Source organism: Tropicimonas aquimaris, assembly GCF_042676185.1.
Taxonomy (GTDB): domain Bacteria; phylum Pseudomonadota; class Alphaproteobacteria; order Rhodobacterales; family Rhodobacteraceae; genus Tropicimonas; species Tropicimonas aquimaris.
In genome coordinates, this window is the sequence record NZ_JBHTJT010000005.1 from 55,040 (window position 1) to 67,599 (window position 12,560).

The window sequence follows — 12,560 nt, forward strand, 5'->3', positions numbered from 1 at the left end:
ACGCGCTTCAGCCCGACATCGGGCGCGCCATTTCCAGAAGCCCGTCGACATTCATATGGGCCTCCAGATGCGCGGCCAAATCATCCAGCGCCGCCTCCACGGCCGCCCCGTGCGACAGGCCGGACGCCGCGCCGCCGATCAGTCGCAGGAACGCCGCCCGGAAATCGTCCTCGGCGAAGAGCCCGTGCAGATAGCTCCCCATCACCCGTCCGTCCACCGAAATCGCCCCCTCCGGACGCCCCTCGACCATCGCGAAGGGCCGCGCGCGATCCGGCCCGTCGCTGCGGCCGATATGGATCTCGTAGCCCGAAAAGCCAGCGCCCGTCGGCACATGGGTCGCGCGCACCCGTGTCAGCCGCTTCTCGGGCACCATCTCCGTGACGATATCCAAAAGGCCGAGCCCCTCGGTCTCCCCCGGCGCGCCCTCGAGCCCCTCAAAGTCGACGATACGATGCCCCAGCATCTGGTAGCCGCCGCACAGGCCCAGCACCCGACCTCCCCGGCGGACATGGGCTGCCAGATCGATATCCCACCCCTGCGCGCGAAAGAAGACGAGGTCGCCCCGCGTCGATTTCGTGCCCGGCAGGATCACCAGGTCGGCATCGCCCGGCAGCGGCTGGCCCGCCCGGACCATGGTCAACCGCACCCCAGGCTCAAGCCCGAGCGGGTCCAGGTCGTCGAAATTGGCGATCCGCGACAGCACCGGACAAGCGACGTGAAACCCGCCCTCGCCGGAGGCCGAGCGAAGGTCCAGCGCGTCCTCCGCCGGCAAACGACCCGCACCCTCGAACCAGGGAACGACCCCGAATCCACGCCAGCCGGCCTTCTCCTCGATCAGCCGATAGCCTTCTTCGAAAATCCCAGGATCGCCGCGGAACTTGTTGATCGCAAAGCCGAAAATCAGATCGGCGTCCTCGGGGTCAAGCACCGCGCGGGTGCCCACGATCTGCGCGATCACCCCTCCGCGGTCGATGTCCCCCACCAGCAGGACCGGAACCCCGGCCGCCCGCGCGAACCCCATGTTGGCGATGTCGCCCGCTCGCAGGTTGACTTCCGCCGGGCTGCCCGCCCCTTCGACGAGGACGAGATCGACCTCGCAGCCCAGACGTCGAAAGCTCTCCAGGACCGGCGCCATCAGCGTCGGCTTCAGTGCCGCGTAATCCCGCGCCCGCACCGTTGCCACTCGCCTGCCCTGCACCACGACCTGCGCGCCAGTCTCCGTCTCGGGCTTGAGAAGCACGGGATTCATGTCCACCATCGGCTCGACCCCGCAGGCCAGCGCCTGCAGCGCCTGCGCCCGTCCGATCTCGCCCCCGTCGGCCGTCACCGCCGCGTTGTTCGACATGTTCTGCGGCTTGAAGGGACGCACCGTCAGCCCGCGGCGCAGAAACGCCCGCGCCAGCCCTGCCACGAGCATCGACTTGCCGACATTCGACCCGGCGCCCTGGATCATCAGGACACGCGCTGTCACAGAAATGACCTTCCGTATGTCTTCTTGGTGAAAATACCCCCGCCGGAGGCATCAAAATTTTTGTCACCAGATATACGAATTTCGCCTCCGGCGGGGGTATTTGAACCAAGAAGAAGAACGCGGTCGTTGCGCCCCCCTGGTGCACAAATGCAGGGAACGGTAGGAATCAGTTTCAAAATTCGACCCCGGCCTGCGCCTTCACCCCGGCCCGGAACGGATGCTTCAGCAATTCCATTTCGGTCGCGAGATCCGCGATCTCGATCAACTCGTCCCTGGCGTTGCGGCCGGTCAGCACGACATGGGTCATCGGCGGCTTCTGCGTCTTGAGGAAGTCCACCACTTCGGCCACGTCGATGTAGTCGTAGCGGATCGCGATGTTGATCTCGTCGAGCAGAACCATCCGGTTGGTCTCGTCGAGGATCAGTTCCTTGGCCTTGGCCCAGGCCGCCTGCGCCATCTCGATGTCGCGCGACTTGTCCTGGGTCTCCCAAGTGAAACCTTCGCCCATGGTGTGGAAGGCACATCTGTCGGCGAAATTGCCGAGGATCAGGTCGCGCTCGCCGGTCGACATGCCGCCCTTGATGAACTGCACCACCGCGCAGGGCATGTCGTGGGCGATACACCGAAAGATCATCCCGAAGGCGGCCGAGCTCTTGCCCTTGCCCTTCCCGGTGTGGACGATCACCAGTCCCTTCTCCTCGGTCTTGGTGGCCATGATCTTGTCGCGCGCGGCCTTCTTCTTGGCCATCTTGGCGTTGTGGCGTTCGGTATTGTCGGTCATGCGTTCTCTCCGTCGTTGCCGCCATGCGGATGGCGCGGCAGGTCGTCCGAAATCATCATCCAGGGCAGATGTTCGGCGTGGTGGACATGAAACCCGGGCCGGTAATCGGCCGGATCGTCGAGGCGTAGGCGACCGGCGTGCCGCAGAAGTGGCGGGTCACGCCGGGCGCGGAGGCATAGGTGGCCGGCACCTGCCCGCTCCACCGCCAGTCCCCGTTGCGGACGCCGAAATAGGCGGTCACCGGGGCCGCGCAGTTCCGCCGGCAGCTCTCGCAACGGCAATAGCCCGACCAGAGCCGGGGCCCCGTGATCTCGCGGCGGATTGCCCCGCAGAGGCAATGTCCCCGGTCCGCCATCAACCGCGCCCCGCCCCGATCATCTCCGCAAGACGCATCCAGGCGGAGTTCGAGCGCGGGGTCCAGAGGTCGCGGTTGATCGCTTCCTGGAAGCGCTCGGCCATCTCGCGCAGCGCCGGCGCGTTGGCGTCCGCGACGAATTCGCGGGTATCGTCGTCCTCCAGGTAGGCCTCGTAGACCAGGTCGAAATGATGATCACGCACCGCGCCGGTGGTGGCGGCAAAGGCGAAGAGGTAGTCGACCGTCGCGGCCATCTCGAAGGCGCCCTTGTAGCCGTGCCGCTTCACCCCGGCGATCCACTTGGGATTCGCCGCCCGGGCACGTACGACACGGCCGATCTCCTCGTCCAGCGTCCGGATCAGCGGCCGTTCCGGGCGGGAGTGGTCGTTGTGATAGACCTTCGGCGCCTCTCCCCGCAGGTGCTCCACCGTCGCTGCCATGCCCCCTTCGAACTGGTAGTAATCGTCGCTGTCGAGCAGGTCGTGCTCCCGGTTGTCCTGGTTCTGGACCACGGCATCGACCTGCTGGAGCCGCGCCGCGAAGTCGCCGTGCGCCTCGGCACCCTCGTGGCCATCGCCATAGGCATAGCCGCCCCAGGTCAGGAAGGCATCGGCCAGGTCTCCCTTGTCCTGCCAGAGCCGCTCGTCGATCATCGCCTGAAGACCCGCGCCATAGGCGCCGGGCTTCGAGCCGAAAACGCGGAAGCCGGCTCGCGCCGCGCCCTGCTCTGCGGAGTCGCGGCGGAACCGGGCGGCGGCCGGGTTCTCGGCCTCCGGCTCGTCCAGTTCCATCACCGCCCGTGCCGCCGAGGCGACGAGGTCCACCTGCGCCGGGAAAGCATCGCGGAAGAAGCCCGAGATGCGGAGCGTCACGTCCACCCGGGGCCTGCCAAGCGCGGTGGCGGGTATGATCTCGAACCCGGTGACCCGCCCCGACATCTCATCCCAGACTGGTTTTACGCCCATCAGGGCGAGCGCCTGCGCGATGTCGTCGCCGCCAGTGCGCATGTTGGCCGTGCCCCAGGCGGTCAGCGCGATGGCGCGCGGCCAGTCGCCTTGGTCCTGCAGGTGCCGGTCGATCAGCATCGACGCCGATTTCCACCCCAATTCCCAGGCCGCCCGGGTCGGGATGGCGCGGCTGTCGACGGAGAAGAAGTTGCGCCCGGTGGGCAGCACGTCGAGCCTGCCGCGGGTCGGCGCACCCGAGGGTCCTGGCGCTAGAAAGCGCCCGTCGAGGGCCGTCAGAAGCCCGCCGATCTCCGCGGCCCCGCAGTGCTGCACCGCCGGGCGAACCCGTGCTTCGATCTCCTCCAGCACCGCCGCCGAGGCCGGGCCCGGGGGGCTGAGCATGCCTTCGACCAACGCAGCCGCGTAGACCTCCAGCCTCTCCACGGTGTCGCCGGCGCTACGCCAGGGGTTGCGCTCTCCTGTCGGAGATCGCGAGGGGGGGCGGGAGCCGGGCGCGCCTTGCACGCCCGGCTCCCGCCCCCGTGGGTCGTCTGCGTCAGGAGGCGAAACATCCAGCGTCGCCAAAGCACTCGGCCGCGCACCGCTCCACGGCGCCGCAAGTGCACAATCCAGCGGGTCGAAGTCGAGGCCGAAATCGCCGGCCAGCGCCCGGATGAGGGAGGCATCGCCGCCCTTGCCGTCTCCGCGGGGAACTCGCGTCAGCGCAACGATCAGATCCCGGGCAAGGCGGCCGTCGGGCGCTTGGCCGAAGATGTGCAGCCCGTCCCGGATCTGGCTTTCCTTGAGCTCGCAAAGAAAGGCGTCGAGCTTCTGGAGCCGGCTGTCGGTGTCGTCTCCATCGACGATGCCCGCATCCGTCCCGAGCCCGGTCGCCTCCATCAGCGACAGGATCTCGCGGCGCAGGTAGTCTATCCGCCGCGCATCGACGCCAGCGGCCTGGTAATATTCGTCCACCAGCACCTCGAGGTCGCGCTGCGGGCCATAACTTTCTGCCCGGGTGAGCGGCGGGGTCAGGTGATCGACGATCACCGCCTGGGCGCGCCGCTTGGCTTGGGTGCCTTCGCCGGGGTCATTGACGATGAACGGATAGACATGCGGCAAGGGCCCTAGAACGGCCTCGGGGAGACAGCATTCCGACAAGGCCACCGCCTTGCCAGGCAGCCATTCGAGATTTCCATGTTTCCCCATGTGAACAATGGCATGGGCACCGAAGCTGAATCTCTTCCAGAAATAGAAGGCGAGGTAATTGTGGGGCGGCACCAGATCGGGCGCGTGATAGGTGTCCGTCGGGTCGATGTTGTAGCCGCGGGCCGGCTGGATGCCGACGACCACGTTGCCATATTCCAGCACGGAGAGCGCAAAGCCCGTGCCGTCGCAGAACGGATCGGCTTCCGGCGGGCCCCATCTGTCCTCGACCTGCTCACGCACGTCCAGCGGAAGGGCGTCGTAGGCGCGTCGGTAATCCTCCAGCGACAGCCGCACGCCGCCCTTACGGTCGGCACGGTCGGTGAGCCAGTTGGTCGGACCGGCCAGCACCGCGGCCATCAACGCCTCGGAGGTTTCCGGTTCATTCTCAACGCGATACCCTGCGGATCTGAGTGCGGACATCACCCCGACCGTCGCCGCGGGCGTGTCCAGCCCGACGCCGTTCGCCAGGCGCCCGTCCTTGTTGGGGTAATTGGCGAGGATCAACGCGACGCGCCGTTCCGATGCCGGCGTCGCCCGGAGCCGAGCCCAGTTCTCGGCGAGGTCGGCCACGAACTGCACCCTGTCGCCCCGCGCCCGGTAGGCGGCGATGGCGCATTGGGTGGCGTCGTCGAAATAGGCCTGCGCCTTGAAGCTGACAGCCCGGGTCAGCACGCGACCGTCCACTTCCGGAAGTGCCACGTTCATCGCGATATCGCGGGCCGTGAGGCCCCGCTCGCTCTCGGCCCAAGCCTCCTCCGCACCGCCCGACAGCACCACCTGAAGCACCGGCGCGCCGGGCGCGTCGAGCACGGTGGATGGTCGCTCCCCGGCCCAAGCGGCCGGATCGGGCGAGGAGACGGCGAAACTGGTGGCGTTCAGCACGACATCGGGCGGCGCCTCGGCAAAGAGCCGTTCCAGCGTAGCCACCGAAACCGGGTCCTTCAACGAGGCCACGAAGACGGGCAGCGGGTTCAGCCCCCGCCGCAATAGCGACTTCACCAGTTGATTGACCGGGTGCAGCCCGGCCCCCTGCAGGAGCGCGCGGTAGAAGCTGATCGCCACCACCGGCGCGCCGTCGGTCCAATGGTTGCGCAGGCCGGCAAGGTCGGTGCGGCTCTCGCCCGGCCAGTAGAGCCCGGCGCGGAGCAACGGCTCGGCCTCGGGCGGCCGCTCGCCCCGGCCCAGCATGTGACCGGTCAGGCGCAGGAAGTTGCCGGCATTCTCCGGCCCGCCCTCGACGCAATAGGTCCAGAGCGCGTGCCAGTCCTCCGCAGAGACGGTAGAGAGCCGCAGCAGCTCGGGGTCCGGCTTGTCATCCCCCGGCAGCAGCGCCAGCGCCACGCCGGCGGCGCGCAGGCGGGCCGAGAGCTGCTCCACCGCGTAGGACCAGTAGGCCGCGCCTCCCAGCACCCGGGCGATCACCAGCTTCGACCGCTCCGCCGTGTCGCCGATATAGGTGTCGACGGAGAAGGGATGCGACAGCCAGCTGAGGTTGGCGAGCCGCAGCTCCGGCGCGGAGTCTCCGAGGGCCTGGCGTGCCTCGGAGAGCGCCGCCAGTTCGGTGTCGGCGGCGGACAGGAAAATCACGTCCGCGGGCGTCTGCCCGGGATCGACCGGCTCGCTGCCGTCGGTGACCTGACCGGGAATGGCGGCGAGCAGGTGCATTCAGAGCGCCTTTTCCATGTAGAGGCTCCACGGCGTGGGAGAGTAATCCCCGAAGGCTCCGCGATAGGCATAGCCGCTGCGCTCGTAGAACCGCAGCGCCGCCTTGAGCTCTGTGCCCGTCTCGAGGCGCATCAGCGGAAAGCCGAGCAGCCGCGCCTCCCGCTCCACATGCGCCAGCAACTCGGCGGCGAGGCCGGAGCCGCGCATGTCGGCGCGCACGAACATGGATTTCACCTCGCCGTAGCCGTCGCGTTCCGCCAGAGCCACGCAGCCCTGCGCGTCCTCGCCAACCTCGGCCACGAAGAAGTGGATTTCCGGGGCCACCAGCTTGTCGATCGGCAGGTAGTTGCGCGCCTCCGGCGGCGATGAGGCGTGCATGATCTCCTGGCTGGCCCGCAGCAAGGCCGTGGCGCCGGGCTCGCGCGGATCGCCCCTGCGGATCTGCGCCGTGTTCACGCCACGAGCGCCTTCTCGATGGCCAGGCGGTCGAGCCCGGCCTGCCCGATCACCACCAGCCGGGTTTCGCGCGGCTCGTGGACGGCGAAGGGGCGGTCGAAATAGCTGTCGATCCGGGGGCCAACTGCCTGAACCGTCAGCCGCATCGGCTTGCCCGCCACGGCGGCGAACCCTTTGAGCCGCAGGATGTCATGGGCGCGGATCACCTCCGCCACCTGCTCGGCAAAGGCCGCGGGATCGGCGATCTCGGGACGGCTCACCACGAAGCTCTCGAACTCGTCATGGCCGTGCTCGTGTTCGTGATCGTGGTCGTCATCGTCGTCGTCATCGTGGTGATGATGGTGATGCACCTCGTGGCGCCCTTCCAGGTCGTCCTCGGCGCCGATGCCGAGACCGAGCAGCACCGCGGCGTCGACCGCGCCCATCTCGGCATGCAGCACGGAGACGCCCGCGCGCACCTCTCCCCGCAGTTTCGCGGTCAGCGCCTCGGCAGCGGCACCGCCAAGCAGATCGGCCTTGTTGACGACGACCATGTCGGCGCAGGCGAGCTGGTCCTCGAAAAGCTCGGACAGGGGCGTCTCGTGATCTATGGTCTCGTCGGCCACACGCTGGGCGTCCACCGCCGCCTCGTTGGCGGCGAAGCGCCCCTCGGAGAGCGCGGGCCCGTCGACCACCGCGATCACACCGTCCACCGTCACCCGGGTGCGGATGTCGGGCCAGTTGAAGGCGCGCACCAGCGGCTGCGGCAGGGCAAGACCGGAGGTCTCGATCACGATGTGGTCCGGCGCGTCGGGCCGGTCGATCAGCTTCTGCATCGCGGGCAGGAAATCCTCCGCCACGGTGCAGCAGATACAGCCGTTCGAGAGCTCCACCACGTCCTCTTCCTTGCAGCTCTCGATGCCGCAGCCCTTGAGGATCTCGCCATCGACGCCGAGATCACCAAACTCGTTGATGATGAGCGCGATCCGCTTGCCGTTGGCGTTGTCCAGCAGGTGGCGGATGAGGGTCGTCTTGCCGGCGCCGAGAAAACCGGTGACGACGGTTGCGGGGATCTTCTGGGCCATGGCGCGGGCTCCTTGCGACAGCGGCGAAAGGTGCAGGAATCACGCGGGCGGCCTCTGACCGGCGCGACCCCGGAGCACCCCGCCCGAACCCGCATCCCGCACCGGCTGCGCCGGCGGCACGAGGCAGGTCTCCTGGCTCGCGGGTCGTCGCCGGCACCTGCCTTCCCGGCGCGTCTTGCGCCAGTGGCCCGGGGTGTCGGCTCGCCGCGTACAGTCGCGGGGGCGGCTGCGGTTCGGGGCAACGGCCCCGGCGCATTCCCTCTTCGCCCGGAATCTTCCGGGCACCTCGTGGCGCAGGTTATGCGGCCGGGCCGGAAGGCGTGTCAAGCACGCCCCGCCGGGCGAGCCAGCCGAGTGCCTCGCCGACCGTCCCGACGCGCGTCACGCCCTCGGGCAGTGGCGGGCGGTCGATCACCATCACCCGCAAGCCGAGTGCCGCTGCGACATCGAGCTTTGCCCCGCCCTCCGTCCCCCCCGCATTCCTGGTCACAAGGTGGGTGATCCTTTGCGCCCGTAGCAATTCCACTTCCTCTTCATAGGAAAACGGCGGGCGGGCGAGGATCTGGGTGACATGGGCCGGCAGCGCCTCGACCGGCTCGATGGAGCGCAGGAACAGCGCGAGGTCGGGCCGCAGGTCCAGAGCCTGCGCCGAGCCGGAACCGGTGGCGAGCAGCGCCCGCGCCCCGGCGGGCAGTGCAGCCATCGCGGCGGAAAGGTCGGCGAAATGGCTCCAATCCGCACCGTCGGTCCGCTCCCATGCCGGGCGGCGGAGCACCAGGAGCGGGCAGCGCGCCACCTTGGCGGCGCGGACGGCATTCGCGGTGATCCCCTGCGCGAAAGGATGGGTGGCATCAACGAGCGCGGTGATCCGCTCTTCGGCCAACGCCGCCGCCAGTCCCCCCACACCGCCGAAGCCACCGCGCCGGACGTCGCCGGGAAGCGATGCCGGCTGCCGCGTCACCCCGGCGAGCGACGTCAGGGTCGCAACGCCGCGCCCGTGCAGTACCTCCGCCAGTTGCCGCGCCTCGGCCGTGCCGCCGAGGATCATCACCCGCACCCTCACCCCGGGCCTGCTTCGGCCAGGATCTGCCCTTGCCGGTCCACCACCAGCACGTCGACGGAAATTCCGGCTCCGGCCACGAGCTGCGCCGCTTCCGCCTGCGCGGCCTGCGCGATGGCCCGCGCCAGCGGCACCCCGACGCGTTCGAGCGCCTCGAGCGCGGTGTTGCAGGCGGCGATCTGTGCCCGATCCGCCCCGAGCCCCGCCGCTGTCTCTGCCAGCTGCAGGAAATCCACCTGGCTGCGCGCCGAGTGCAGGTCCCGAGCGCCCTGCGCCAGCTTGGTCAGCTTGCCGAAGCCGCCCGCAATCGTCACGCGCGGCACCGGGTGACGCGCCAGGTATTTCAGCATCCCGCCGGCGAAATCGCCCATGTCGAGCATCGCGTGGTCCGGCAGGCCGAAATGCGCCTGCGCCACGCGCTCCGAGGTCGCGCCGGTGCTGCCGACCACGTGGCTCAGGCCGGCGGCGCGGGCGACGTCGATGCCGCGGTGGATCGAGGCGATCCAGGCCGCACAGGAAAACGGGCGGACGATGCCGGTGGTGCCAAGGATCGACAGTCCGCCGACGATCCCGAGCCTTGGGTTCCACGTCTGCCGCGCCAGCGCCTCGCCACCGGGGATAGCGATCTCCACCTCGAAATCGGCCGAGATGCCACGCGCCTCGGCCACGTCCGTCAGGACGCGGGCAATCATCTGGCGCGGTACGGGGTTGATCGCCGGTTCTCCGACCGCGACTGGCAGGCCAGGTCGGGTCACATGGCCCACCCCCTCGCCCGCGCGAAACACGATCCCCTGCCCCGGCGCGGCATGGCGCACCGTCACCAGAATCAGCGCGCCGTGGGTCACGTCCGGGTCGTCACCGGCATCCTTGATGACCCCGGCCCGTGCCCAGCCCTCGCCCAAGGCCATCTCGGCCAAGGCGAAGAGCGGCGTCTCGCCCCGCGGCAGGGTGATCTCAACCGGGTCCACCCACTCGCCCGTCAACAGCGCGCCGCATGCCGCAGCAGCCGCCGCCGTGGCGCAGGCGCCTGTGGTGAAACCGGTTCGGAGGGGGCCCTCGGGTTTGCGTGTCATGCCAGCGGTATAGCCCGATGTCGCAGCCATGCGACAGGGGCAAGCGCGCTGCCCGCCGCATGCACGGATGGCATCTCGCCATTGCCGTGGGCCGGCGGTAAGGTGCGGCCCATGACTGACGCTCCCACGATCGTTCTTCCGCCGCACGACTGGCCGGTCTTTCCCGCAGGCCTTGTCTGGCTTGTCGGCGCCGGCCCCGGCGAGCCCGGACTGCTGACTCTGCAGGCGCTGCACGCAATGCAGCAGGCCGACGTGATCGTGCATGACGCGCTGGTCGATCCGCGCATCCTCGACTGGCGGCGGCCGGGAACGCAGCTCGAATATGCAGGCAAGCGCGGCGGCAAGCCCTCCGCGAAGCAGCGGGACATCTCGCTGCAGCTGATCGAGCTCTCGCGCGAGGGCAAGCGGGTGCTGCGCCTCAAGGGCGGCGATCCCTTCGTCTTCGGGCGCGGCGGCGAGGAGGCGCAGACCCTGGCGCAGGCCGGCGTGCCGATCCGCGTGACGCCCGGCATCTCCGCCGGGATCGGCGGGCTGGCCTTTGCCGGCATCCCGGTCACCCACCGCGATGTCAACCACGCCGTGACCTTCCTCACCGGCCACGACCAGACCGGCCTCGCGCCGAGCGGCATCGACTGGCCGGCGCTGGCCAAGGGCAGCCCGGTAATCGTGATGTACATGGCGATCAAGCACCTGCCGCAGATCTCTGCCGCGCTGCTCGACGCGGGCCGCCCGGGCCACGATCCGGTGGCCATCGTCTCCAACGCCACACTGCCCGACATGCGGGTGCTCGAGACGACGCTGGCCTGCGCCGCCGAAGACGCGGTGCGCGCCGAAATGCAGGCCCCGGCGATCGTCTGCCTGGGCCGCGTGGTCGAGATGCGCAAGGCCATCGACTGGATGGCGCAGCTGCGCGGCGAGGCGCCGCGCGATCTCGACCCGCTGAACCTCGCGGACACATCCGAGGCATCATGACAGCACGGGGTTTCGTGATTGCCGCCGCCAGTTCGGGCGCCGGCAAGACGACGGTGACTCTCGGGCTGTTGCGGGCGCTCCGGCGTCGCGGGATCGCCGTGCGGGCCGCCAAGAGCGGGCCCGACTACATCGACCCCGCCTTCCACGCCGCCGCCTGCGGAGCGCCTTCCGTGAACCTGGATGCCTGGGCGATGCCGCCCGACACCCTGCGCGCCCGCGCCGCCGGACAGGGCGGCGAGCTGCTGGTGGTGGAGGGCGCTATGGGCGTGCTCGATGCCGGGCGCGACGGTCACGGTTCGGCCGCCGACCTTGCGGAAGCGCTCGACTTGCCCCTGGTGCTGGTGCTCGACATCTCTCGGACCGGGCAATCTGCGCTGCTGCCAGCGATCGGATTGCAGGCGCTGCGCCCCGACCTGCCGCTCGCCGGAGTGATCCTGAATCGCGCCGGCTCGGAGGCGCACGCCGCGATGGCGGCGGGCCCGCTGGCGGACACCGACACGACCGTCTTCGGCACCCTGCGCCGCGAGGACGGCCTGCGCCTGCCCGAGCGACACCTGGGCCTCGTCCAGGCCGCCGAGACCGAGGCGCTGGAACGGTTCCTCGAGCAGGCCGCCGACCGGATCGACGCTGCGCTCGACCTCGATGCGCTGCTGGAGGCCGCCCGCCCCCTGCCCTCCGCATCCGGTGCGTTTCCGCGGCTGAAACCGTTGGGCAACCGGATCGCGGTCGCAATGGACGCCGCCTTCAGCTTCACCTACCCGCACCTGCTGGACGACTGGCACGCGCAGGGCGCACAGATTCTGCCGTTCTCGCCCCTTGACAACAAGGGGCCGGACCAATTCGCCGACGCGATCTACCTGCCGGGCGGCTATCCCGAGCTCCATGCCGGACGGCTGGCGGCCGCGGGGAAATTTCTCGGCCTGATGCGCCGTGCCGCGCAGCGGGGGGCGCGGATCTACGGAGAATGCGGCGGCTACATGGTGCTGGGAGTGGGTCTCACCGATGCGGAAGGAACGCGGCACGACATGCTCGGCCTGCTCCCGCTGGAGACCTCCTTCGCCGAACGGCGGCTGAGCCTCGGCTACCGGCGGCTGTCGCCTGCGCCCGGCGCGCCCTGGGAGGGGCCGCTGCTGGGGCACGAGTTCCACTATTCCACGGTGCTCCGCGAAGGCGCGGTGGAGAGGCTGTTCCGCGCCGCGGATGCCGCCGGAGCGAAACACGCGGACATGGGCCTTTGCTCGGGGCGCGTCTGTGGCAGCTTCGCCCATGTGATCGGCCCGGCCTGATCCTCGTCACAACAATCCGTGTCTGTCCCGCGCGCCGGAGGCGCGCCCGGCCCAACGAGGCAAGACGCGGCAGCGTCGCACCTCGGCGGGAGCCCTCCCGCCCGCCGGCACCCCATCCAGAGATGGGGCTTCGCCGGTTGGGCCGGGCCGCGCGCAGGGCGCGCGGGCGATCTTTCGGACGAAAGATCGTGCCTCCGGCGGGGATATTTTTCGACAGAAGA

The 12,560-nt window shown here is 69.5% G+C and carries 10 protein-coding genes and 1 riboswitch; of the genes, 2 read left to right on the plus strand and 8 right to left on the minus strand.

Going from position 1 to position 12,560, the window contains the following annotated elements; all coding sequences use genetic code 11:
- Window positions 1-7: 7 nt before the first annotated feature.
- The 8 genes from ACFQ2S_RS01555 to ACFQ2S_RS01590 all read right to left on the minus strand — a co-directional run bounded on the left by ACFQ2S_RS01555 (window position 8) and on the right by ACFQ2S_RS01590 (window position 10,081).
- Window positions 8-1,453 carry a cobyric acid synthase gene (locus tag ACFQ2S_RS01555; RefSeq protein WP_386072249.1) on the minus strand — a complete coding sequence of 482 codons (1,446 nt, stop codon included), beginning with the start codon at window positions 1,451-1,453 and terminating at the stop codon, window positions 8-10.
- A 190-nt stretch (window positions 1,454-1,643) separates the two neighbouring features.
- The gene (gene cobO, locus ACFQ2S_RS01560) at window positions 1,644-2,252 is read right to left on the minus strand and encodes a cob(I)yrinic acid a,c-diamide adenosyltransferase (RefSeq protein ID WP_386072138.1); all 609 of its coding nucleotides are present in this window, start codon (window positions 2,250-2,252) and stop codon (window positions 1,644-1,646) included.
- A 55-nt stretch (window positions 2,253-2,307) separates the two neighbouring features.
- Entirely contained in the window at window positions 2,308-2,607 is a 300-nt protein-coding gene (locus ACFQ2S_RS01565) for a GFA family protein (protein WP_386072140.1), read from the minus strand.
- Window positions 2,607-6,428: a cobaltochelatase subunit CobN gene (gene cobN, locus ACFQ2S_RS01570; protein WP_386072142.1), complete on the minus strand. Its 3,822-nt coding sequence runs from the start codon at window positions 6,426-6,428 to the stop codon at window positions 2,607-2,609. Before cobN ends, ACFQ2S_RS01565 begins: the two co-directional genes overlap by 1 nt.
- Entirely contained in the window at window positions 6,429-6,884 is a 456-nt protein-coding gene (locus tag ACFQ2S_RS01575; protein WP_386072143.1) for a GNAT family N-acetyltransferase, read from the minus strand.
- Window positions 6,881-7,948: a cobalamin biosynthesis protein CobW gene (gene cobW / locus ACFQ2S_RS01580; protein ID WP_386072144.1), complete on the minus strand. Its 1,068-nt coding sequence runs from the start codon at window positions 7,946-7,948 to the stop codon at window positions 6,881-6,883. The genes ACFQ2S_RS01575 and cobW overlap by 4 nt, the downstream gene beginning before the upstream one ends.
- Before the next feature lie 105 nt (window positions 7,949-8,053).
- Window positions 8,054-8,252: riboswitch (cobalamin riboswitch) on the minus strand.
- A complete protein-coding gene (locus ACFQ2S_RS01585; RefSeq protein WP_386072146.1) occupies window positions 8,247-9,011 on the minus strand; it encodes a cobalt-precorrin-6A reductase in 765 nt (254 codons plus the stop codon). Its footprint overlaps the riboswitch before it by 6 nt.
- On the minus strand, window positions 9,008-10,081 hold the full coding sequence (locus tag ACFQ2S_RS01590) for a cobalt-precorrin-5B (C(1))-methyltransferase (protein ID WP_386072148.1): 1,074 nt from the start codon (window positions 10,079-10,081) through the stop codon (window positions 9,008-9,010). Before ACFQ2S_RS01590 ends, ACFQ2S_RS01585 begins: the two co-directional genes overlap by 4 nt.
- A 111-nt stretch (window positions 10,082-10,192) precedes the next feature.
- Between ACFQ2S_RS01590 and cobA the strand changes: the two genes are divergently transcribed.
- Window positions 10,193-11,053, plus strand: coding sequence for a uroporphyrinogen-III C-methyltransferase (gene cobA, locus ACFQ2S_RS01595; protein WP_386072150.1), 861 nt, complete (start codon window positions 10,193-10,195; stop codon window positions 11,051-11,053).
- The gene (locus ACFQ2S_RS01600; RefSeq protein WP_386072152.1) at window positions 11,050-12,339 is read left to right on the plus strand and encodes a cobyrinate a,c-diamide synthase; all 1,290 of its coding nucleotides are present in this window, start codon (window positions 11,050-11,052) and stop codon (window positions 12,337-12,339) included. Before cobA ends, ACFQ2S_RS01600 begins: the two co-directional genes overlap by 4 nt.
- The last annotated feature ends 221 nt before the right edge of the window (window positions 12,340-12,560 follow it).

What these genes read in the sequence shown, in the direction of transcription:
- cobA (WP_386072150.1), top strand. Translation starts at nt 10,193, where the DNA reads ATGACTGACGCTCCCACGATCGTTCTTCCGCCGCACGACTGGCCGGTC.
- ACFQ2S_RS01565 (WP_386072140.1), bottom strand. Translation starts at nt 2,607, where the DNA reads ATGGCGGACCGGGGACATTGCCTCTGCGGGGCAATCCGCCGCGAGATC.
- cobN (WP_386072142.1), bottom strand. Translation starts at nt 6,428, where the DNA reads ATGCACCTGCTCGCCGCCATTCCCGGTCAGGTCACCGACGGCAGCGAG.
- ACFQ2S_RS01600 (WP_386072152.1), top strand. Translation starts at nt 11,050, where the DNA reads ATGACAGCACGGGGTTTCGTGATTGCCGCCGCCAGTTCGGGCGCCGGC.
- cobO (WP_386072138.1), bottom strand. Translation starts at nt 2,252, where the DNA reads ATGACCGACAATACCGAACGCCACAACGCCAAGATGGCCAAGAAGAAG.
- cobW (WP_386072144.1), bottom strand. Translation starts at nt 7,948, where the DNA reads ATGGCCCAGAAGATCCCCGCAACCGTCGTCACCGGTTTTCTCGGCGCC.
- ACFQ2S_RS01590 (WP_386072148.1), bottom strand. Translation starts at nt 10,081, where the DNA reads ATGACACGCAAACCCGAGGGCCCCCTCCGAACCGGTTTCACCACAGGC.
- ACFQ2S_RS01555 (WP_386072249.1), bottom strand. Translation starts at nt 1,453, where the DNA reads ATGATCCAGGGCGCCGGGTCGAATGTCGGCAAGTCGATGCTCGTGGCA.